The 22523-nt window shown below is 41.9% G+C and carries 17 protein-coding genes and 1 other annotated feature; of the genes, 1 reads left to right on the forward strand and 16 read right to left on the reverse strand.

The features are described 5' to 3' along the window. Positions 1 to 41: 41 nt before the first annotated feature. Positions 42 to 2684, reverse strand: coding sequence for a valine--tRNA ligase (locus tag JOC74_RS17680; protein WP_053603631.1), 2643 nt, complete (start codon positions 2682 to 2684; stop codon positions 42 to 44). 61 nt (positions 2685 to 2745) lie between these two features. Next, positions 2746 to 2976, reverse strand: a binding site (T-box leader). 169 nt (positions 2977 to 3145) lie between these two features. Here JOC74_RS17680 and JOC74_RS17685 point away from each other — a divergent pair. Beyond that, positions 3146 to 3337 (forward strand): YszA family small membrane protein, encoded by a 192-nt coding sequence (locus JOC74_RS17685; protein ID WP_053603632.1) that lies wholly within the window; start codon positions 3146 to 3148, stop codon positions 3335 to 3337. A 19-nt stretch (positions 3338 to 3356) separates the two neighbouring features. Here the strand turns inward: JOC74_RS17685 and ysxE are convergent, their stop codons facing one another. The 15 genes from ysxE to JOC74_RS17760 all read right to left on the reverse strand — a co-directional run bounded on the left by ysxE (position 3357) and on the right by JOC74_RS17760 (position 22482). Beyond that, complete coding sequence (gene ysxE, locus JOC74_RS17690; protein ID WP_053603633.1) at positions 3357 to 4370, reverse strand: spore coat protein YsxE; 1014 nt, start codon at positions 4368 to 4370, stop codon at positions 3357 to 3359. A gap of 22 nt (positions 4371 to 4392) precedes the next feature. Continuing rightward, positions 4393 to 5523 carry a stage VI sporulation protein D gene (gene spoVID / locus JOC74_RS17695; RefSeq protein ID WP_053603634.1) on the reverse strand — a complete coding sequence of 377 codons (1131 nt, stop codon included), beginning with the start codon at positions 5521 to 5523 and terminating at the stop codon, positions 4393 to 4395. A 1012-nt stretch (positions 5524 to 6535) separates the two neighbouring features. Beyond that, positions 6536 to 6856 (reverse strand): YbjQ family protein, encoded by a 321-nt coding sequence (locus JOC74_RS17700; RefSeq protein ID WP_053603635.1) that lies wholly within the window; start codon positions 6854 to 6856, stop codon positions 6536 to 6538. A 153-nt stretch (positions 6857 to 7009) separates the two neighbouring features. Continuing rightward, positions 7010 to 8299: a glutamate-1-semialdehyde 2,1-aminomutase gene (gene hemL / locus JOC74_RS17705; RefSeq protein ID WP_053603636.1), complete on the reverse strand. Its 1290-nt coding sequence runs from the start codon at positions 8297 to 8299 to the stop codon at positions 7010 to 7012. A 25-nt stretch (positions 8300 to 8324) separates the two neighbouring features. Then, the gene (gene hemB / locus JOC74_RS17710; protein ID WP_053603637.1) at positions 8325 to 9299 is read right to left on the reverse strand and encodes a porphobilinogen synthase; all 975 of its coding nucleotides are present in this window, start codon (positions 9297 to 9299) and stop codon (positions 8325 to 8327) included. A 3-nt stretch (positions 9300 to 9302) separates the two neighbouring features. Continuing rightward, positions 9303 to 10079 carry a uroporphyrinogen-III synthase gene (locus JOC74_RS17715; protein ID WP_053603638.1) on the reverse strand — a complete coding sequence of 259 codons (777 nt, stop codon included), beginning with the start codon at positions 10077 to 10079 and terminating at the stop codon, positions 9303 to 9305. After that, positions 10076 to 11011 (reverse strand): hydroxymethylbilane synthase, encoded by a 936-nt coding sequence (hemC, locus tag JOC74_RS17720; protein ID WP_053603639.1) that lies wholly within the window; start codon positions 11009 to 11011, stop codon positions 10076 to 10078. The genes JOC74_RS17715 and hemC overlap by 4 nt, the downstream gene beginning before the upstream one ends. 27 nt (positions 11012 to 11038) lie before the next feature. After that, the gene (locus JOC74_RS17725) at positions 11039 to 11872 is read right to left on the reverse strand and encodes a cytochrome C assembly family protein (RefSeq protein ID WP_245213007.1); all 834 of its coding nucleotides are present in this window, start codon (positions 11870 to 11872) and stop codon (positions 11039 to 11041) included. 6 nt (positions 11873 to 11878) lie between these two features. Further along, positions 11879 to 13225, reverse strand: coding sequence for a glutamyl-tRNA reductase (hemA, locus tag JOC74_RS17730; RefSeq protein WP_053603641.1), 1347 nt, complete (start codon positions 13223 to 13225; stop codon positions 11879 to 11881). A 199-nt stretch (positions 13226 to 13424) separates the two neighbouring features. Then, the gene (yihA, locus tag JOC74_RS17735) at positions 13425 to 14015 is read right to left on the reverse strand and encodes a ribosome biogenesis GTP-binding protein YihA/YsxC (RefSeq protein ID WP_053603642.1); all 591 of its coding nucleotides are present in this window, start codon (positions 14013 to 14015) and stop codon (positions 13425 to 13427) included. Continuing rightward, entirely contained in the window at positions 14002 to 16335 is a 2334-nt protein-coding gene (gene lon / locus JOC74_RS17740; RefSeq protein WP_053603643.1) for an endopeptidase La, read from the reverse strand. Before lon ends, yihA begins: the two co-directional genes overlap by 14 nt. Before the next feature lie 171 nt (positions 16336 to 16506). Beyond that, positions 16507 to 18165, reverse strand: a complete 1659-nt coding sequence (gene lonB, locus JOC74_RS17745) for an ATP-dependent protease LonB (RefSeq protein WP_053603644.1) — start codon at positions 18163 to 18165, stop codon at positions 16507 to 16509. Between the two features lie 158 nt (positions 18166 to 18323). After that, positions 18324 to 19589: an ATP-dependent protease ATP-binding subunit ClpX gene (gene clpX, locus JOC74_RS17750; protein WP_053603645.1), complete on the reverse strand. Its 1266-nt coding sequence runs from the start codon at positions 19587 to 19589 to the stop codon at positions 18324 to 18326. Between the two features lie 388 nt (positions 19590 to 19977). Beyond that, complete coding sequence (gene tig / locus JOC74_RS17755) at positions 19978 to 21252, reverse strand: trigger factor (RefSeq protein WP_053603646.1); 1275 nt, start codon at positions 21250 to 21252, stop codon at positions 19978 to 19980. Between the two features lie 219 nt (positions 21253 to 21471). After that, positions 21472 to 22482, reverse strand: a complete 1011-nt coding sequence (locus tag JOC74_RS17760) for a tetratricopeptide repeat protein (protein WP_053603647.1) — start codon at positions 22480 to 22482, stop codon at positions 21472 to 21474. Between the last annotated feature and the right edge of the window lie 41 nt (positions 22483 to 22523).

A 22523-nucleotide genomic window follows, 5' to 3' on the forward strand; every position in this document is an offset into this window, starting at 1 on the left:
CTCTTTACAAAACGGAGGTGAAAGCTTTCACCTCCTTCATATTATCCTCTTAATTCTTCAATCCGGTTTTGGACAGCCTCACGTTTGGACACGTAATCCTGTTCCTTTGCCCGTTCTTCATTTATGACTTGCTCAGGTGCTTTTTTTATAAATCCTTCGTTCGAGAGCTTTTTCTGCACACGTTCTACTTCTTTATCAAGCTTGGCAAGCTCTTTCTCCAGTCGGGCGATTTCTTCATCAATATTAATCAGCCCTTCAAGCGGGAGAATCAGCTCAGCTCCACTGATTACAGCGGTCAATGCTTTATTTATTGATTTCACCTCAGTACCGATCTCAAGAACATTAGGGTTGGTGAAGCGTTCGATATAGTGGCGATTTTTATCCAGGCGCCCGGCAATCTCATTTGATCCAGTCTTAATATACAATTCAACCTGTTTGCTCATTGGTGTATTAACCTCACTGCGAATGTTTCGAACAGAGCGGATTAATTCCACGAGAAGCTTCATATCAGCTGCCGCATCGTCAAATTGATGATCTGCCTTTGCTTTTGGCCACGCTGCTACAGTAATTGACTCACCGCTGTGAGGCAGGTGCTGCCAAATTTCTTCGGTGAGAAACGGCATAAACGGATGCAAGAGACGCATCGTTTGATCGAGAACATAGGCGAGGATTGATCTTGTCGTCTTTTTCGCTTGCTCATCATCGCCGTAAAGCGGGATTTTCGCCATTTCAATATACCAATCACAGAAATCATCCCAAATAAAATTATAAAGGTATCTTCCCACTTCTCCAAACTCGTATTTTTCGACGAGCTCAGTAACACTTTCGATCGTTTCATTCAACCTAGTTAAAATCCATTGATCGGCGACAGATTTTTCTCCTGAAAAATCAATATCCTCATACGTAAGTCCATCCATATTCATTAAGGCAAATCGTGAAGCGTTCCAAATTTTATTGGCAAAGTTCCATGTCGATTCAACCTTTTCAAAACTAAACCGAAGATCCTGTCCAGGAGATACCCCTGTAGCAAGCATATACCTGAGCGAATCCGCTCCGTATTTATCAATAACCTCCATAGGATCTACGCCATTTCCGAGTGACTTGCTCATTTTACGGCCTTGTTCATCACGGATTAACCCGTGAATCAACACGTCTTTAAATGGACGCTCACCTGTAAATTCAAGCCCTTGGAAAATCATTCGCGAAACCCAGAAGAAAATAATGTCATAGCCTGTCACAAGCACATTCGTCGGATAGAACCGTTTGAAATCTTCAGCATCTTCATCCGGCCATCCCATCGTTGAAAACGGCCAAAGAGCGGAGCTGAACCACGTATCCAGTACATCCTCATCCTGCGTCCAGTTTTCAATGTCTTTTGGAGCCTCATGATCCACGTAAATTTCGCCCGTTTCCTTGTGATACCAAGCCGGAATCCGATGTCCCCACCAAAGCTGGCGAGAAATACACCAATCGCGGATATTTTCCATCCAGTGAAGGTACGTTTTTTCAAAACGGTCAGGAACAAATTGAACCTTGTCGCTTTTTTTCTGCCAAGCAACCGATGCATCAGAAAGCGGCTTCATGCTGACAAACCATTGAGTTGACAAATATGGTTCAACAACGGCTCCGCTGCGCTCGCTGTGGCCGACGGAATGGATGTGATCTTCGATTTTAAAGAGGATGCCTTCCTCCTGCAGATCCTTTACCAACGCTTTTCTGCAAGCAAAACGGTCCATTCCGCTGTATTGTAATGCATTGTCATTCATCGTTCCATCTTCATTCATCACCAGAATCCGCTCCAGGTTATGGCGGTTTCCGATCTCAAAATCGTTCGGATCATGAGCAGGAGTGATTTTCACAGCTCCTGAACCAAATTCCATGTCTACGTAATCGTCTGCTACAATCGGTATTTCTCTGCCAGTGACCGGAAGAACAACCGTTTTGCCGATCAAGTGCTTATAGCGCTCGTCTTCAGGATGGACAGCCACCGCTGTATCTCCAAGCATCGTTTCCGGACGTGTAGTCGCAATTTCAATTGCACCTTCTCCATCCTTCAAAGGATAGCGCATATGATAAAAGGCACCCTGGACGTCTTTATAAATAACTTCGATATCTGATAATGCGGTTTTCGTCGCTGGATCCCAGTTAATAATATATTCTCCGCGGTAAATTAATCCCTTATTGTAAAGGCGGACAAACACTTCACGAACAGCCTTGCTTAAGCCATCATCCAAGGTAAAACGTTCTCTTGAATAATCAAGCCCTAGTCCAATCTTCGCCCATTGTTCACGAATAAAGCCGGCATATTCCTCTTTCCAATCCCATGATACTTCGAGAAATTTCTCGCGTCCTAAATCATAGCGGCTCTTTCCTTCTTCTCTTAGCTTCCCTTCGACCTTGGCCTGGGTTGCAATTCCGGCATGGTCCATACCTGGAAGCCAAAGCACATCATATCCCTGCATTCGTTTAATTCGAGTAATAATGTCTTGCAAGGTTACATCCCACGCATGTCCGAGATGAAGCTTTCCAGTTACGTTTGGCGGCGGGATCACAACGCTGTAAGGCTCTTTGCTTTTATCATTTTCCGCTTCAAAAAATTTGCCCTTTATCCAGTAATCATATCTGTCTTTCTCTACCGATGCAGGATCATATTTCGTAGGTAACGATTGTTCTAATTTTTCCATTGCCTTTGTCGACCTCCATGTAAATTTGTGAGACAAAAGAAAAAACTCTCTCCATCCTTGTTAAAAGGACGAAGAGAGTTCTCCCGCGGTACCACCTTTATTCATGAAAGCTTGCTAACTTGCTTTCATGCTCTTTATTCCAATAACGGGGATTTCCCGAATTTCTCTACTTGTTTTCAAGAAATTTGCTCCCGGGCGACCTTCCAAAAAAACGGTCTAAAGAATCCTTTCAGCAGCTGGATCCTCTCTCTGTTAGCGTTTGTTTTGTACTCTTCCCGTTCGTTGCTCATGTATATAGGTTTCTACGTTCTCACACTTTCTTTATATCTTATAAATATTTTTTCAATTCGTCAATCATCTTTTCCTTTTTCGGCAAAAACTATACTCTCTAAGCGGGCATGCACCTATTCCTAAGTCTTGCATATGATAGGGCAGGCCAACGGAAAAAGGAGGGCATGCTGATGAGAAAAAAATATTATAAGAATTCTTTTTCTCCCTGGATGAAGCAATTTCGAGCAATATGCGGACCGTTCATTTTGCCAATTACGATTTTTCAAGGGATACGCACCATACTTTTCCCAACCATATTCGATGTCCTTCTGTTAGGGCTTTTGATCCTTTTGGTCTGCGCTATTAAGTATGATTTGATATAAGCCTAAAAATAAATCCTCATCACGAGGATGAGGATTCTTCTTGCCTTTTTCTGTTTTCTTCATTTTCATGAATTTGTGTAACAAACGGTTCTGTATTTTTCATCTGCCAATACGACTTTATCAGCTCTGTGCATTCCATTTTTTCGTTTTGATTTTGCTCCGACTGATAACGATTAATCACTTTAAAAAGATAATGCGGATAAGCCATATAGCTTAAAAGCAAATTGACTTCTTCATCCAAGAGCGGACTGTTTCGATGGTAGGTATAATACCAATCTGCACATTCCGAGCACGTTTTCGGGTATGTCTTAAACGTTCTCGTATAAAAAAGCAGGAGATCATTAATTGGCGGAGCGAATTCCGCCTTCTCAAAATTTGTGAAATAGCCGTTGCCGACATCATTATATAAAAAATGATGCACCGAAATTTGTCCGTGTGTAAGAGCAAGCCTTGTCGTTTCTTTTTCTTTTATCGCCTCATACCATTGTTCCAGTCTTTCGCTGGCAAAATCAGTAGCCTGAATCGTTTCCGAAAAATAAGTGACTGCTTGAAGCTCGAAGGGAGATAAATACCATTCCCGTTCAGCACGATCAACAAATTTTTCATAGACAAGCTTCTGTTCTTCCCACTTTTTTTTCGTATCCTCATAATGCTTTTCAACATCAGTGCGGTTGATTTTTATTTCTTTCATAGTCCGCTTATGCATAAGCGCAGTCTCTTTAAACAAATGCACGTGCTTTTGGTCCCGCTCTTCTTTTTTATCATTGTGAAGCCAGGGCATCAGGTAGTAAAAGCTGTCCTGCCCTGCTAAAAATTGGCCTGAATGGGTTCTGTACACAGGCACAAAGGATCGGTAGCCGAGTTTTTCAAGCTGGATCATTTGGTCAGTAAACCTGCTGTTTCGGTTTGCCGATAGCTGTTTTAACGCGAATGCCCCGTGGTTGGTGTAAACCTTATACACTTTATCGCTGACAGATTCTGCATATTCTAATTGGAGTCCGTACTCATTTAATATCGACCGTATTTCATCCATGCCATCACCGTTTTAGTTGTCATTAATGGGACAAGGAAGATTTATAATCGGGTATGAATAAAATCTGCCCTTCTGTTACTTCATCTTCCGGTGACAACGAATTTACCCTTATTAAATTTTGAACGTTCAATTCATATCTTTCGCAAATTAAATCAATGGTATCTTCCTGTTGGACAATATACATTTTCAATTTGGAAAATTCCTCTTCCTCCTGCCTTGTGAAAAGCTTTGTTAAATACAAGGAATTGTCATTTTCGCGAACTTGTTCAGAATCCTCATGTTCATATTCGCGAACAAGCTCAGGCTGCTGCTTCTCTTTCTCAAATTCCGGCGATTGAAACGTAAATTCAGGATAGGTCTGTTCTACTATTTCTTCCCGTTCTTCCTCAAGAGCAGCATTCTCCTGTTTCACTTCGATTTCAAAAGTGCTTTCATCTTCTTCCTCATCCTCTTCCTTTAGCAGGTTCGGCTCGGAAAAATAAGGCTTTTCACCGGATTCTAATTCAGACGGGAAAGCACGGTAAGATAATGTTAATTCCTCCGCTTCTTCTGTTTCATCTGACTGTTCCTTTTCTAATTCATTAGGTGCAGCTGCGCTTGTTTCCTGAATGTCGCTGGTGATTGCTTCTGTTTCATTAGATTCTTCCTCAGCTGTTTCTTCAAGAGTATGAAATTCGTTCCTGGCTGAAGCTTCAAATTCTTCACTTTCTATTTCTTCATGAACAGCTTCGCTTCCCTCATCAAGCAGGCCTTCGATTGCCAAATCTGCTTGAATGGTCAGCACATTTGAATGATCCAACCGATAATCAAACGCATCGATAAAGACAAAAATGTCATTTAAATGACCAACCCTATAAGCAGGAATCGTAATATCAACAGGAAATTTGTGCTCCAGATCAGCAATGCCATCTTCACGGATTTCTATGGATTGGATCATCCGATCTGTTGCTTCCGGCACATGCTCTTCCTTTTCCTCATTAAGATGATATTCACCTGTTAACTCAAGATATCCCCTTAACGACACATAATCATTCACTTCCTGCACCAGAATGTCAGGTTCTATAGAAATCGATATCAATTCACCGACTTCATGTCCTTTTTCAAAGCTCACGGTTTCTTCTACTGAAAATTGCAAACGATTATTTTGCGGCAAGACCATATCCTCCTCTCATCCAACTCGAAATTTAGGATGTCACTTCAAATTTATGAATGGACTAATGAGAATATGAGGAACAGGTGAGAAAAATTCGCCCGGACTTGTATTTATGTATTCCTATGAAATTACTGAAAGAAACTTGAGGCGAAAAATGGTCTGAAAGAAGATGAGCGACCGCATTTCCTGCTGCAAGGACGACAATTGGCAGCACCAGAATCGATATTGGTAACCACCTCATGCCGCTAACCCCGTATTCTGTTTGTTTTTCAAAAATCCTATAATTTTCAAAATTGTCGTATGGCTACTCTCAAACCTATTCCTGGACATCAATTGATCTCCCTCAATCCTTTTCAAAATCCTCTCCCCTTTGATCATATTATTAGAATATTAGAGACTAGCATAGACAAAAATCTTATAATTCTGAAAACTATTAAGATTAAACCCCGTCATTTCTAACAGCTTGCCTTCATCTTAGCTGTGCCTTAGGGTTTTGTGCAATTATTCATGTTATCTGTTTAATTATTCCTGTATTCTGTGCAATTATTGATTCAATCTGTTTAATTATTCCGACGTTCTGTTCAATTATTTGAGTTACTGTTCAATTAACCTATTGAATTGTGCAATTCAGCATGAAAGATTTTTATGAAGTATTTTTTCATGAATTCTTGAAAAAACGAATTGTATTTTTCTATGTTTTTTGTCATTTCCCGTAAAGTAACTGAAGAACTGCAGGATAACACTTAAAAGTTGTGAATGGATAAAAGGAACATGAGAAACAGCGGTGAAAATTACTCTTAGATTTATAATAATTCATTCAATAAAAAAATTCCAAAAAGAAATTGTGAATTTATGTTAAAAGTAATGCAAGTGTGAGAGAAGACAATGAATAACTTTTTACAGTTCATCATAGCGTTTCTTTGCTATTCAAGAATTTTTCTTTCATGTCTTTGATCGTCGCACATAAATAGAGTTTGGCGGGTTACACCAAACTCTTTTAAAAATATGTTGGTTAAATATCCTTATAAACGACAGCTGTTCCAGAAGCAATACACATCATCATACCGTTTTGAACAGTTTCAAAATCAAGATCGACACCAATGACAGCATTAGCGCCGAGTTTGCTTGCCTTGTCTTCCATTTCGCGAAGTGCAATTTCACGTCCTTCTGCCAGCTTACTTTCATATGTACCGCTGCGTCCGCCAATAATATCGGTGATTCCAGCTAAGAAATCTCTTACCACGTTTGCACCCATAATCGCTTCGCCGCTTACGATACCCACATAACGTTCAATTTCTTTTCCTTGTAATTGGGATGTAGTCGATATAATCATGAAAGTAACTCCTCCTCTTTTTGTGATAGTTTATTTACGATTCTATCACTCTTAAGTTTCAGTTATTATTTCAATTTTTTTGCACACAGAAATATCTAGGCTTCTCTTTCCGCAAAAAAACCTCCAAAGCACAAACTGCTTTGGAGGCTTTCCTTAGCTCTTGATTTTTCTAAATACACGTTCAACTGCACGAATCGTCAGTTCAATGTGTTCTTCTGTATGGGCAGTAGACAGAAACAATCCTTCAAATTGGGAAGGGGGCAGAAAGATGCCTTCGTCTGCCATGCCGCGATAATATTCAGCAAACAGCTTGAGATCAGACGATTTTGCGGTTTCGTAATTCACCACAGGTTCATTCGTGAAGAAGAAGCCGATCATGCTTCCTGCTCGATTGAATGTGTAAGGAATATCGTTTTCTTTTGCCGCTCGTGAGATCCCTTCTTCCAATTGGTCGGCTTTTCTGGCAAAGCCATTGTACGATTCGGGTGTCAGCTGCTTTAATGTTTCCAGCCCTGCCGTCATGGCAAGAGGGTTCCCGGATAAGGTTCCAGCCTGATAGATTGGACCGCTTGGCGCGATCTGCTCCATGATTTCAGCCTTTCCGCCGTATGCACCGACCGGAAGACCTCCGCCAATTACTTTCCCGAGACATGTTAAATCAGGCGTAACGCCGAAATAGCCTTGGGCACAATTGTAGTCAACACGAAAGCCTGTCATGACCTCGTCAAAAATGAGCAGAGATCCGTATTCTTCCGTGATCTTTCGCAAGCCTTCTAAAAATCCTTCCTGCGGCGGTACGACTCCCATATTGCCGGCAACCGGCTCAACGATGACTGCGGCAATATCTTCACCATACTCATTAAAAGCAAGCTTAGTCGATTCCAGATCATTGTACGGCACCGTAATTGTATTTTTAGCGATACCTTCGGGAACCCCCGGGCTGTCCGGCAATCCGAGAGTTGCCACGCCGGATCCTGCTTTAATGAGCAGTGAATCTCCGTGGCCGTGATAGCAGCCTTCAAATTTGATGATCTTATTTCGGCCCGTATACCCTCTGGCCAGCCTTAAGGCGCTTAGTGTTGCTTCTGTTCCTGAATTAACCATACGGACAATATCGATCGAAGGGACTCTTTCAATTACCAGCTTTGCTAATTCATTTTCTAATTCTGTCGGCGAACCGAAACTCGTTCCTTTTTCAGCTGCCTTCTTGAGGCTTTCCACGACTTGTTTGTTGCTGTGACCAAGAATTAACGGTCCCCAGGACAAGACATAGTCAATGTATTCATTTCCGTCAATATCATAGATTCTGGAGCCCTCGCCCCGCTCCATAAAAATCGGATCCATATTGACGGATTTAAAGGCGCGTACAGGGCTGTTTACGCCTCCCGGCATGTATTCCAACGCTTCTTTAAATGCTTGTCTTGAGCGTTCGTAGCTTCTCATGTAAGTATCTGCTCCTTTCTGATCGTTAATTTGACAGCCATTTGGCAGCATCTTTTGAGTGATAAGTAATGATAATATCCGCTCCGGCACGCTTCATCCCTGTCAGCATCTCAAGCACAAGCGACTTTTCATCAATCCAGCCGTTCGCAGCCGCCGCTTTAATCATGCTGTATTCTCCGCTCACATTGTAGGCAACGACAGGCAATGAAAAATGATTTTTTACATCACGGATAATATCCGAATATGCCATTGCAGGTTTAACGATGAGGAAATCTGCTCCCTCTTCCACATCTGATTCGGCTTCCCGCAATGCTTCTAGTCGATTGGCAGGATCCATTTGATACGTCTTCCTGTCGCCAAATTGAGGTGTACTGTGTGCCGCATCACGGAATGGACCGTAGAATGAACTCGCATACTTGACCGCATAAGACATGATCGGTACATGTACAAAGCCCGCTTCATCCAATGCCTCCCGAATCACAGCTACAAAGCCGTCCATCATATTGGAAGGTGCGATAATATCTGCTCCAGCACGTGCTTGGCTTACCGCCGTTTTTCCTAGAAGAGCAAGCGATTCATCGTTTAATATCTGCCCGTTTTCGATAATTCCGCAATGTCCATGATCCGTATATTGGCAAAGACACGTGTCTGCGACGATAGAGACTTCCGGATAAGCTTCCTTGATTAAAGATATCGCCTGCTGGGTAATCCCCTCTTCGTTATAGGCTTCACTGCCTACATGATCCTTATAATCGGGAACGCCGAAAACGATAACTGAACGTATACCTGCTTCGACAACCTCGTCCATTTCAGCCTTAATTCGATCCAAAGAAAAGTGAAAAACACCGGGCATAGAGGAAACCTCTTCTTTTCTTCCCTCACCTTCCACCGCAAACAGTGGATAGATAAAATCAGATGGTTGAAGCGTTGCTTCTCTCACTAACCTTCTTACTCCGGCGCTTGAACGTAATCTTCTATGTCTTTTAAATGGTTGTGTCATTTTTTACTCCCTCTCTTTCGCTAACTCGCACATTTTTGCGAGCATTCCTTCAATCGTATGCTTGGAAGGAACGACAGATTGTAAGCCATATTCTTGCAAGGCAGACTGTGTCACCGGACCGATGCTCACAATACTCGTCTCTCGTAAATAAGACAGGTCTTCATCTTTTACTGCCTGCATAAAGGTATGTACGGAAGAAGAACTGGTAAACGTAATAAAATCTAAACGCTTCGAAGTGATTGCCGTCCGAAGCAATCCGATGCCTTCTTCGTTAGGCCGAGTCTTATAAAGAACCCACTCAGTGATTTCGCACCCAAGTGGCGATAGTTCTTTTTTTATTGTATCTCTTGAGAGATTGCCCTTAAGAACTGCAATACGATCGTGCGGCTTTACATGCGGGGCTAAGGACGCCGCGAGATTCTCAGCCACAAAAATTTCAGGAATAACATCTACTGAAAAACCGTGTTTCTGTAAAAAACGAGCCGTTTTCTCTCCTACAGCGGCAACCTTCCAGGACGAGGGCTTACTAAGCTCTTTTGTGTAGGATATGAAATATTTCACTCCATTTACGCTTGTAAACACAAGCCAGTCTGCATCTGTAATCTGACTTCTGAACCTGACCGTGTCTTTTTCCGAAAGAGCACAGGCGAAAGTAAGCAAAGGAACGGATATTCCTTCTCCGCCTAATTCTCTAATCTTAGTTAAAAAGGATTGAGCCTGCTCTTTATTGCGGGTGATTAATATTTTCTTATTGAAAAGCGGCCCTTTCCGATCGTTCATTGAGAGTCAAGCTCCTCTTTCACCTTGTCAATCAATTCACCCGCACCCTTTTTAAGCATAATTTCAGCACATTCCATACCGACAGCCTCAGGATGTAAGCCCGTAGTTTGTTCAACATAGCGGATTTTCCCATCGGGTGAACCTACGAATCCTGTAAGTTCAATCATTCCTTTTTCATCCATTGTAGCATATCCCGCAATCGGTATTTGGCATCCGCCTTGCATTTTTTCAAGGAAGGTCCGTTCCGCTCTGACCGTTTGGCTTGTGTACTCATCGTTTAGTTTTGCAAGCTGTTCCTTCAACTCTGTATCATCTTCACGGCACTCGATGGATAGAGCGCCTTGCCCAACTGCCGGAAGACAAATCTCTTTATCCAAGTACTCCGATACGATCTCATCAGTCCAGCCCATTCTTAAAAGTCCGGCAGCAGCTAATAGAATCGCATCGTATTCATCTGTTTCAAGCTTCTTCAGCCGTGTGTCGATATTCCCTCTTATCCACTTGATCTCAAGGTCGGGCCTAGCTTTAAGGATTTGGGCGCTCCTTCGTAAACTGCTCGTTCCAATCACACTTCCGGGCTTTAGATCTTCTAACGTTTGATGATTTTTGCTAATGAGCACATCACGATAATCTTCCCGTTTTGGAATGGAACCAATCACAAGTCCATCCGGAAGCGAAGATGGCATATCCTTCATGCTGTGGACAGCCATATCAATCGTTCCCGTTAATAAGGCATTCTCAATTTCTTTGACAAAAAGACCTTTGCCGCCGACTTTGGACAACGTTACGTCCAATATACGGTCTCCTTTTGTCACGATCTCTTTTATATCAAATTGAAACGGCGAGCCCGCTTCCTCCAGCTGTTTTATCACCCATTTTGTCTGGGTCATAGCTAGCTTGCTGCGTCTTGATCCAACAATTATTTTCCTCATAAATTCCTCCGTTTTTTTGGAGTCCGCTTAACTGAACCAATGGAATTGGGATAAGCTTCCCAACAAAAAATAGTTGATCATCAGCACGAGAAATGACGCGGCATTCCAAAGTGCAACAACCTTTCCTCGAAGCTCTTTCACCAGCCGGATATACAAATAGTAGCTGTACAAAAGCAGCATAACCAAAGAACCGAGAACCTTAGGGTCAAACCAATACAGGGTCTCAAGGGATACATACGCCCAAATGACGCCTAAAATCAGGCTCAGAAGCAGCACCGGAACTCCAATAATGTTCATCACATAGGACATATGGTCAAGCTTCGTTAAATCTTCAATCCTGCGCAGCCTCTTACCCCATTTTTTCTTTTTTAACAAATTGTATTGAATGAGATACAGAAGCGAAAAGGCGAAAGATAACGAAAACGCACCATAGGATAGAATTGCCATCGTAATGTGAATAAACAGCAGCTCGGATGCCAGCTGTCCGGAAACAGCCGCAGATTGCTGTTCAGATGGCGTAAACGTATGCAGAGCCATCATGGAAAACCCGATCACATTCGTAAAAAATACGATGAATTCTATTTTCAGCAATTGAGTAAGCAAAAGGGAAAGCGTTACGAGCACCCACGCATAAAAATACAAACCTTCAGATATATTTAAAATCGGAAATCTGCCTGTTTCCATCATGACCCAGGCCAAATAAAACACTTGAAGAACCCAGACAATGGCAAGCAACCAGAAAGCTGCTTTTTTAGCCTTCCGGTTGTTTTGCAGAAAATCTATAAAATATAAAAGAACGCATAATGCATAAATAATAATCGTGACTTCATTAAATCTAGCCATACTCCCCACGACTATCATATCCATCTACTCGCTTACGATCGCAGATGCATAGCCGGGATTTTGTTTTGCTTTCGCCAGTTTTTGTTCTTCCGTTTTTACGAGGGAAGCTTCTTCGATATTAAAGATTTCCTTGAACAGCTGTAATTGTTTTTCCGAATCCGGATCTGCCGCAAGCTCCTTCGCTTTTAAAATCGGATCTCGAAGCATTTGATTAATGATGCTCTTCGTATGCTTGCTTAATAGCTTTCTTTCTCTTTCCGTCAGATGAGGCAGCTTTCGCTCAATGCTTCTCATTGTATCTGCCTGAATGGCCAAAGCCTTATCTCGCAGAGCAGAAATGACAGGAACCACACCTAACGTGTTCAGCCAATGGTTAAACTCAACGATTGCTTCCTCAATAAATATTTCAACCTGCTCTGCTGCCGCTTGGCGTTCCTTTACATTGGCAGCCACAATGCCCTCTAAATCATCTATATCATATAGAAAAACACTATCAAGCTCTGCGATCGCCGGGTCAAGATCTCTCGGAACTGCAATATCCACCATAAAGAGCGGGCTGCCTTTCCGCTTTTGATTTACTTGCTGCATCACATCTTTTTTTAAGACGTAATCGCTTGATCCGGTTGAGCTGATTAAAATATCTGCTTCAATCAAGGTCTGTTCGATTGATTCCAATCTTCTTGCCTCTCCGGAGAAGCGGGAAGCTAGTTCCTCCGCTTTCGAAAACGTTCGGTTGATGACCGTAACTTTCCTAATCCCCTGGCCATGAAGATTTTTTACTGCAAGCTCACCCATCTTTCCGGCTCCGAGAATGACCACATGCTTCGCAGACAGATCGCCAAAGATTTTTCTAGCAAGCTCAACAGCAGCATAGCCGATAGAAACAGCATTGGCACCAATCTCGGTTTCAGCGTGTGACTTTTTAGCCAGTGTGACCGCCTGTTTAAATAAGAAATTGAATACCGTTCCTATAGATTTGACCTCTTGTGCCATTTTAAAACTCGTTCGCACTTGTCCTAATATTTGTGTTTCGCCAATAATCATTGAATCGAGACCGCATGATACACGGAACAAATGTTCAACGGCACTTTCGTTCTCATAAAATCTAAAATAAGGAACGATTTCTTCTTTATCAAGTTGAAACCAATCCGCGAGAAACTTCTTTATATAATAACGCCCGGTGTGCAGTTGATCCACCACGGCATAAATTTCCGTACGGTTGCATGTCGATACGACGATATTTTCCAGGATGCTTTTCTCATCTTTAAGATGCAGCATCGCTTCGCTTAATTCCGCCGGCAAAAAGCTGAGCTTTTCGCGAATTTCAACCGGGGCAGTTTTATGATTAATTCCTGCTACAAGTATATGCATTGCTTGCACCCCCTTAAAGCACATTCCTAAATTATAATTATTATAACATAGATATAGTTATAACAAATAAAGAAATGTGAACAGTTTATTAACGATACCAGATAACATATTCTTTATTTTTATTAATCAATCTTTGTTTTATTCCTTTTATTATACAAGCCTAAGAAACCGAAAGAAAGACTCTATCGGTTTCCAATTGCTATTCCTGATGAATCATATGATGAATTGCTGACCAGGCTTCTTCTTTTCCTTTCTTTGTTTCTGAAGAAAAAAGAATCAGTGGATCACCTGTCTCCATCTCCAGCGACTCTTTGACTACCTTGGCATGCTTATCCCATTTTCCTTTAGGGATCTTATCCGCCTTCGTTGCAATGACAATAACCGGCAAACCATAGTGTTTGAGAAAATCATACATCATGATGTCATCGTTTGAAGGCGGGTGCCTTAGATCTACAATTTGGACAACAGCTTTCAGTTCCGCGCGGTTTGTCAAATAGGTTTCGATCATCCGGCCCCACGCTTCTCTTTCTGTTTTTGACACTTTCGCAAAGCCATAGCCGGGCACATCGACAAAATGAAGAATATCGTTGATGATATAAAAGTTTAGAGTTTGTGTTTTACCTGGCTTGGATGAGGTTCTCGCCAGGTTTTTTCGATTGATCAGCGTGTTGATAAAAGATGATTTGCCGACATTGGATCTGCCGGCAAGTGCAATCTCCGGAAGCCCTGCATCCGGATATTGCTCAGGTTTTACCGCGCTGATCACAATTTCTGATTTAGTTACTTTCATTTTTCTCTCCCGTTAATGCATTTTCCAAGACTTCATCGAGATGAGATACCAGGACAAAGGTCAATCCTTTTCGTACGCTTTCAGGGATGTCCTCAATATCTTTTTCATTATCCTTTGGCAAAATGATTGTTTTCAGACCGGCACGGTGGGCACCTAGTGCTTTTTCTTTGACTCCCCCAATTGGAAGTACCCGGCCTCTCAACGTAATTTCGCCTGTCATGCCTACTTCGCGTTTTACCGGCTGGCCTGTTAATGCCGATACGAGAGCCGTTGCCATCGTGATACCTGCTGAAGGACCGTCCTTAGGGACAGCTCCTTCAGGCACGTGGATATGGATGTCGTTCTTTTCATGAAAATCAGGACTAATATTTAATTCATTCGCTTTTGAGCGGACATAGCTGAATGCAGCCTGTGCTGACTCTCTCATGACATCTCCAAGCTTTCCGGTAAGAATCAGCTTGCCTTTTCCAGGCGACAGAGATACTTCAATTGAGAGTGTATCCCCGCCTACTGTTGTATAAGCTAATCCAGTTACGACCCCGATTTGATCCTTAAGCTCCGCCTGTCCGTATCTGAAGATTCTTTTTCCAAGATAGTCTTCTAAATTATTTTCAGAAACAGTGATTCGCTTTCTTTCCCCTGATACGATTCGTTTTGCTGCCTTTCTGCAAATGGCCGCAAGCTGGCGTTCAAGACCGCGGACCCCTGCTTCCCTGGTATAGTATCGGATAATATCCAGAATCGTTTGCTCTTTCAGTATCAGATTGCTTTTTTTCAATCCGTGCTCCTTGATCTGCTTAGGAAGCAAATGATCCTTCACAATCTCTACTTTTTCAACCTCTGTATAACCGGCGATTGTAATAATTTCCATCCGGTCTCTCAAAGGGCCAGGAATGGTCGCAAGATTATTGGCTGTTGCAATAAATAGAACCTTGGATAAATCATACGTTTCCTCAATATAATGATCGCTGAACGAATTGTTTTGCTCAGGATCCAGCACCTCCAGCATGGCTGAAGAAGGGTCTCCTCTAAAATCGGAAGACATTTTATCTATTTCATCCAGCAAAAAGACCGGATTGATCGTGCCTGCTTTTTTCATGCCCTGAATGATTCGGCCGGGCATGGCTCCAACATAAGTCCTCCGGTGTCCGCGAATTTCTGACTCATCTCGTACTCCGCCTAAAGAAATTCGAACGAACGTCCGGTCTAACGATTTGGCAATTGATTTGGCAAGTGACGTTTTTCCGACTCCCGGAGGGCCGGCTAAGCATAATATAGGGCCTTTTAAGGAATTTGTCAGCTTTTGCACGGCCAAATATTCAAGGACACGCTCTTTTACCTTCTCGAGCCCGTGGTGCTCTTCATCTAATATTTTGCTTGCCAGGTTCAAGTCCAAGCGATCCTCGGTTTCATTCGTCCATGGCAAAGTGGTAAGCCATTCCACATAATTACGGATGACAGAGCTTTCCGCAGAGCTGGAAGGCACTTTTTCATAACGGTTCAGCTCTTTGTACGCCGTTTCTTTAATATTTTCAGGCATACCGGCTTGTTCAATCCGTTCAGCCAATGTTTGGATTTCTCCGGTTTTCCCTTCCTTATCACCAAGCTCCTTTTGGATGGCTTTCATCTGTTCACGAAGATAATATTCCTTTTGGGTACGCTCCATGGATCGTTTGACACGCTGGCCGATTTTTTTCTCGATCTCAAGCACTTCTTTTTCGTTATTAATCAGTTCGATGACTCGATTCAGCCTATCTTTCACGTCCACTGTTTCAAGCACCTCTTGCTTGTCTTTCAGCTTAAGTGGAAGATGGGAAGCTACAATATCAGCCATTCTTCCAGGTTCTTCAATATCGGTAACAGTGGCATAGGTTTCAGCCGAGATTTTCTTGGAAACCTTTATGTATTGATTGAAGTGATCAAGCAGCGTACGCATCAAGGCTTCATCTTCATGATCTTTTTCTTCGTCTTCAGTGATCATTTTGATGTCAACAGAAGTAAATTCCTCGAGACTTTCATACGTTTTAATTTCAGCCCGCTGAATTCCTTCAACGAGTACCCGGATGGTGCCATTCGGGAGCTTCAGCATCTGTTTGATTTTTGTATAAGTGCCGACTTTAAAAATTTCGTCTTCACTCGGTTCATCTATCGATATATCCCGTTGAGTCGCTAAAAAAATGATATGATCCTTTATCATTGCTTGTTCGAGAGCTTGAATAGACTTTTCACGCCCTACGTCAAGATGTAGCACCATAGTCGGATAAACCAACAAGCCTCTTAACGGGAGGAGCGGAATATTCCGAATTGTATCTTTTGCCATGTGACTGACACCTCCGTTATTTTAGTATGAATCATTATAATACCCTTTTTTCTCTTTATGCAATCTTATTGACTCGTAATTGCACTAGTCTTACCGTAGTATACCCTTTCTTTCTGCAATGAAAAAGAAAAAGATACTAAAAGCAGGCAAAAATCCTCATTTTCATGAGGATTAAACCGATTCTTTATTCATTTGATTGTTTTGAATTTGCTGCTCTGACGGAGGATTAACTAAAGCGATGTCAAGAACCTCTTCCAACGTTTTTACCGGAAGAATCGTAATCCCGTCAATTTGTTTTATAAGAGCTTGTTGATTTTCCATTGGAATAATCACTTTTTTTGCTCCCGCATCTTTGGCTGCTTTTATTTTCGGTAATACTCCGCCGATCGGCTTGACTTGCGAATGAAGTCCGATCTCCCCGGTCATGGCTACTGTATGGTCGATAGGAATATTATGAATCGCAGAAAATATACCAGTTGCGATGGCAATTCCCGCCGAAGGACCATCAACTGGAACTCCCCCCGGAAAATTGACATGAATGTCGTATTTGGAAGGGTTAATCCCCATGGAGCGCAAGACAGTTAACACATTTTCGATCGAACCTTTTGCCATGCTTTTTCTGCGAATCGATTTCGTCTGATTTCCTATGCTTTCCTCCTCAACCACTCCGGTCACATTCACAGTTCCTTTTTCTAAAGCCGGGTTGACTGTGACCTCTATCTCCAATAGTGAACCGCTGTTTGGCCCGTGCACCGCCAAACCATTGACGACTCCTACCTTTGGCCCGTCCATGATTTTGGATTCATGTTTTGGCGTGAGCTGGCTGGAATGAACAACCCATTCAATGTCTTCTACTGTGATGTTCGACCTGTTCTCAGTCAAGGCGTTTCCGGCAGCGATTTGGACCATATTAACAACTTCACGGCCGTTTCTTGTATACTTCGTCAAAAGATTATAGCCTTCTTCTGTAATTTCTTTATCGATTTTGGCAGCCGCTTTAATTGCAATTTTTTTCAGTTCATCTTTTTCCAAATCTCTGAAAAAGACTTCAAGGCATCTGGAGCGAATTGCCGGCGGGATTTCGTGGGGCATTCTTGTCGTTGCCCCGATTAAACGAAAATCTGCAGGAAGTCCGTTTTTAAAAATATCATGGATATGCGTCGGGATTTGTGTATTTTCTTCATTATAATAGGCGCTTTCTAAAAATACCTTTCTATCTTCGAGGACCTTGAGCAATTTATTCATTTGAATTGGATGCAGCTCTCCAATTTCATCAATGAATAGAACACCTCCGTGAGCTTGGGTAACCGCTCCTTGCTTCGGCTGAGGAATTCCGGCCTGTCCCATTGCTCCTGCCCCTTGATAGATGGGATCATGAACCGATCCGATAAGAGGATCCGCAATGCCGCGTTCATCAAACCTGGCAGTCGTAGCATCCAATTCGACAAAAACAGCATCCTGCTTGAACGGGGAACTGGTTTGTTTTTTGGCTTCTTCGAGTACGAGCCGTGCAGCAGCAGTTTTCCCTACACCTGGAGGTCCGTAAACGATGACATGCTGGGGGTTTGGCCCGCATATCGCTGCTTTTAATGCTTTTATTCCATCTTCCTGCCCTACAATATCTGCAAAGCTTTGCGGGCGGACTTTTTCTGATAGTGGTTCTGACAATGTAATAGCTCTCATCTTTCGCAACTGTTCCATTTCTTTTTTGGATTCTTTGTCGATTGAAACTTTTTGGGTACGCTGATTTCTTAACAAATTCCAAAAATAAAGTCCTATCACAATGCCAAAGAACAGTTGTATAAAAAGTGCGATTCCAGTCCAGCTCAACTACGGTCCCTCCTGATTATGTATTTTCATGTCTGCAGCTAGTATTTCCTATCGGCTGAAGGAATAAACGTATCTGCCAGGAGGTTTTTTCCGTTAGCTAGCGAGCAAAAACGTGCGCACTAAAAAAGCCCGCCGAGAGAACTCGGAAGGCCTTATTGTTACGCTGACGTTTTCGCATCTTCTTGAATCACTGTACCGTCTTTTAAAATAAGCTTTGGCGGCTCGCCATCTGATACCGTTTTTCCGGTAATAATACATTTTTCAATGTCATCGCGAGAAGGGAGGTCGAACATCACATCAAGCATAATTCCTTCAATGATTGAACGAAGACCCCTCGCTCCGGTTTTTCTTTCAATTGCTTTTTTCGCAATCTCAGACAACGCTTCATCTTCAAACTCAAGCTCAACGTTATCAAGCTCAAGCATTTTTTTGTATTGCTTTGCGAGTGCATTTTTCGGTTTCGTAAGAATTTCTACCAATGCATCTTCATCTAACGGTTCAAGGCTGGCGATTACCGGCAAACGACCGATAAATTCCGGGATTAATCCAAATCTCAACAAATCCTCAGGGAGCACTTTGCTTAGAAGAACTTTTTTATCAAGATCTTCCTGTTTGTTGTCAGAACCGAATCCAATCACTTTGCTTCCTAAACGGCGCTTAATAATCTGTTCGATTCCGTCAAAGGCTCCTCCGCAAATAAAGAGGATATTTGTAGTATCAATTTGAATAAACTCTTGATGAGGGTGCTTTCGTCCTCCTTGAGGCGGTACGCTGGCAACGGTTCCCTCGAGAATTTTCAATAGCGCTTGCTGGACGCCTTCACCTGAAACGTCACGGGTGATAGACGGATTTTCTGATTTTCTTGCCACTTTGTCAATTTCGTCAATGTAGATAATGCCTTTTTCCGCTTTTTCAACATCATAGTCAGCAGCTTGAATAAGCTTCAAAAGAATGTTTTCTACATCTTCACCTACATACCCCGCTTCAGTTAAAGAAGTGGCATCGGCAATGGCAAATGGAACGTTCAGAATCCGGGCAAGCGTTTGGGCAAGCAACGTTTTTCCGCTTCCTGTTGGCCCGATCATGCTGATATTACTTTTAGAAAGCTCCACATCATCTACTTTGCTATTGCTGTTAATACGTTTGTAATGGTTGTATACCGCAACAGCAAGCGATTTTTTTGCCTGATCCTGCCCAATCACGTATTCATCAAGAATCGTGCGGATCTCTTGTGGTTTTGGAACATCTTTAAATTCAACTTCTTCTTCTGTTCCAAGCTCCTCTTCCACTATTTCTGTGCATAATTCAATGCACTCATCACATATATAAACCCCAGGTCCCGCAACCAACTTGCGTACCTGATCTTGAGTTTTGCCGCAAAACGAACATTTTAGCTGTCCTTTTTCTTCGTTAAACTTAATCATACTGTCACCCCTTATATCTTTGGTCACTCAGGAAAACTTTAGAAATCGCAGGGCTTTCCCCTTGTATGTATTGCATTTTACCATACTTTCCAAATTGACGGTAATGTTCTGTTTCGGAAGCTGCATATTCTATATGTATGACGAAATCCTGACAATATCTATCTTTCCCAAAGAAATGCCAATCAATCATAATGTAGAAAAGAAGGCACGAATGATTCGCGCCTTGCTTTACTTATGTGTTTACTTTTCATGTTACCTGTTTTTTAAAAAAAATGCAATTATTTTAACATGTTCAGACAATCACGCAGCCTGTCCCTTTTAACTTGATTTTATAAAAACAAGGCACGATTCGATCATGCCTTGCTTTGGATAACGAGCTTATCGATGTTTAATTATTTTCTACAAGAAAATCAATTGCTTTTCTAACCTTCAAGTCTTCTTTCATTGCATCAGTTGAACCGATCGCTTGCTTAATGTTTTCAACCGGCATATTGTATGCTTCAGCCATTTTTGCAAGCTCTGCTTCTACATCTTCGTCAGATACTTGAAGATTCTCCGCAGCCGCAATCGCTTCTAACGTAAGATTTGATTTTACACGTTTGTTTGCATCCTCAGACATTTGTTCTTTCAAAGCATTTTCATCTTGACCTGAGAATTGTGTGTAAAGCTCCATATTCATTCCTTGCATTTGCAGGCGCTGTTCAAATTCTTTAAGCATACGGTCAAGCTCGGTTTCTACCATTACTTCAGGGACCTCAACTTCCGCATTTTCAGAAGCTTTTAAAACAAGCTCTTCACGAAGTTTAGCGTCTGCTTCATTTGCTTTCGTTTCTTCAAGCTGTTTTCTGATTTTTTCAGTTAATTCAGCAAGTGTTTCTACTTCTTCATCTGCGTCTTTAGCAAATTCATCGTCAAGCGCAGGAAGCTCTTTCGCTTTAATTTCATGTATTTTCACTTTAAAGACAGCAGGCTTTCCAGCTAGATCTTCTGCATGGTATTCCTCAGGGAATGTCACTTCAACATCTTTTTCTTCCTCTGTTTGAAGGCCGACTATTTGCTCTTCAAATCCAGGGATGAATGAACCTGAACCAATTTCGAGTGAATAGTTGTCTGCTTTTCCGCCTTCAAATGCTTCGCCGTCTACAAAACCTTCAAAGTCAAGAACGACAGTGTCGCCTTCTTCAACTTTTCCGTCTTCTTTTACGACAAGCTCCGCCAAACGGTTTTGACGAGATTTTAAATCATTATCAACATCTTCATCTGTCACCGTAGCATCATCTTTTTCTACTTGAAGGCCTTTGTATTCTCCAAGTTTTACTTCAGGCTTTACTGTTACTTTTGCCGTAAAGATAAGACTTTCGCCTTTTTCAATTTTTTCGACATCGATTTCAGGACGGTCAACCGGCTCGATTCCAGCTTCGTCAATTGCTTTCGGATATTCAACCGGCAAAAGAATGTCTAGAGCATCTTGGTAAAGAGACTCGACACCAAAGCGCTGCTCGAATAGACCACGCGGTACTTTTCCTTTACGGAATCCAGGGATTGAAACCTGCTTAACCACTTTCTTAAATGCATCGTCTAGTGCTTTAGAGAACGTATCAGCGTCTACTTCAACTGTAAGAACTCCTTGATTTCCTTCTTGTTTTTCCCATTTTACTGACATTTATTTCCCTCCAAAATCTATTCAATTTGTGTCTAAAGTCCATTTCTGAAACAATGTGATCACTGCCACAATTCATCACTTATCAGCGCTCATTATGTATAATAAAATAACAATGAATTTCTGAATTAGGTGTCAAAATGGTCTTGACACAATATACTTTCCGTAAATGCAACCATTACATTATAACACAATGGCGCATCCTTTCAACCATAACCGATTTTACAAATAAGAAATTTCCTCGATTTCCTTAATGAATGCACATGCTTCAGTAAATCCATCTGACTGAAAGTCATACAACATATGAAGCTCTTCTAATCCGATTTCGATTCCGTACATTTCGTAACCAACCTTATGCAGCGCAGCCGCCCACAGCTGCTCACTGTATTGTTTAGGTTCAAAAGGGTAAATTACATAAATATGCCTTCTCCACAGCTCTTCTACCGCATGAAATAACGTCGGATTTTCATTTCCAAGCGTATCATCAAGCAAATTAAGCACCTTTCCGAGAATCGGCATCGCATCTGGTTTTGTTTCTTCAGATGGGTTTATGGAAATCGACTCGCCGAATTTTGCAACCTGCATTTCTTTTGCATACTCATGATCAGCTAACAGCTGCAATATCATCGTTTTGATAACCGGATGTGCATCAGGGTTCTGAAGGATTGTTCGCAATAGCCCAATGTGTTGCGATAAATTACGGTCCTTAAGTGAATGAATGAAGGCAAGCTGTTCAGACTCGTTAGTTAAAATCTTATCTGCCTGTACAGATTCATGAATCATTTCTTCGTCAAACAGAAGATCATTTTCTTCTTCATTAATCATTCTCCTGCTAAACTCCAGCAGCTTATAAAATTGTTCAGCATTCTCAGCAGGCATCTTATTTTCTTCCAGCACCGCTTCAATCGTTTTTTTCACGATCGAAAACTGTTTCAGCTGAATCAGGATTGTCATGTATACCTGCAATACGGTAAAATAATCGCCGATGCCTTCCTTCAGCATTCGTTCGCATATTTTTTTTGCATCTTCCAGCTCGCCAAGCTCAAGGTAGCATATCGCCATTCCCAAATACATTTCAGACTTATCTTCTACCCTGTATTCCATTGCCTCAGAAAAAAAGCCTAACGCATCCCGATATTGTTTTGCTTTCATAGCACTCATGCCTTTTTCGACAAGACGATCTTGTACGTTTGGAAACGGTATTATATTGCTGGTTTTCTTTTCATTCTTCATTTCCAAGTTCCTTTCAGGCATTGATTTTCTACAAGTTTACC

This window comes from Bacillus capparidis, from assembly GCF_017832095.1.
Classification (GTDB): domain Bacteria; phylum Bacillota; class Bacilli; order Bacillales; family Bacillaceae; genus Bacillus; species Bacillus gobiensis.

What these genes read in the sequence shown, in the direction of transcription:
- lon (WP_053603643.1), bottom strand. Translation starts at nt 16,335, where the DNA reads ATGGCAAAAGATACAATTCGGAATATTCCGCTCCTCCCGTTAAGAGGC.
- tig (WP_053603646.1), bottom strand. Translation starts at nt 21,252, where the DNA reads ATGTCAGTAAAATGGGAAAAACAAGAAGGAAATCAAGGAGTTCTTACA.
- JOC74_RS17715 (WP_053603638.1), bottom strand. Translation starts at nt 10,079, where the DNA reads ATGAACGATCGGAAAGGGCCGCTTTTCAATAAGAAAATATTAATCACC.
- hemA (WP_053603641.1), bottom strand. Translation starts at nt 13,225, where the DNA reads ATGCATATACTTGTAGCAGGAATTAATCATAAAACTGCCCCGGTTGAA.
- yihA (WP_053603642.1), bottom strand. Translation starts at nt 14,015, where the DNA reads ATGAAAGTAACTAAATCAGAAATTGTGATCAGCGCGGTAAAACCTGAG.
- JOC74_RS17680 (WP_053603631.1), bottom strand. Translation starts at nt 2,684, where the DNA reads ATGGAAAAATTAGAACAATCGTTACCTACGAAATATGATCCTGCATCG.
- JOC74_RS17725 (WP_245213007.1), bottom strand. Translation starts at nt 11,872, where the DNA reads ATGATAGTCGTGGGGAGTATGGCTAGATTTAATGAAGTCACGATTATT.
- hemB (WP_053603637.1), bottom strand. Translation starts at nt 9,299, where the DNA reads ATGACACAACCATTTAAAAGACATAGAAGATTACGTTCAAGCGCCGGA.
- hemC (WP_053603639.1), bottom strand. Translation starts at nt 11,011, where the DNA reads ATGAGGAAAATAATTGTTGGATCAAGACGCAGCAAGCTAGCTATGACC.
- JOC74_RS17760 (WP_053603647.1), bottom strand. Translation starts at nt 22,482, where the DNA reads ATGAAGAATGAAAAGAAAACCAGCAATATAATACCGTTTCCAAACGTA.
- clpX (WP_053603645.1), bottom strand. Translation starts at nt 19,589, where the DNA reads ATGATTAAGTTTAACGAAGAAAAAGGACAGCTAAAATGTTCGTTTTGC.
- JOC74_RS17700 (WP_053603635.1), bottom strand. Translation starts at nt 6,856, where the DNA reads ATGATTATATCGACTACATCCCAATTACAAGGAAAAGAAATTGAACGT.
- hemL (WP_053603636.1), bottom strand. Translation starts at nt 8,299, where the DNA reads ATGAGAAGCTACGAACGCTCAAGACAAGCATTTAAAGAAGCGTTGGAA.
- JOC74_RS17685 (WP_053603632.1), top strand. Translation starts at nt 3,146, where the DNA reads ATGAGAAAAAAATATTATAAGAATTCTTTTTCTCCCTGGATGAAGCAA.
- ysxE (WP_053603633.1), bottom strand. Translation starts at nt 4,370, where the DNA reads ATGGATGAAATACGGTCGATATTAAATGAGTACGGACTCCAATTAGAA.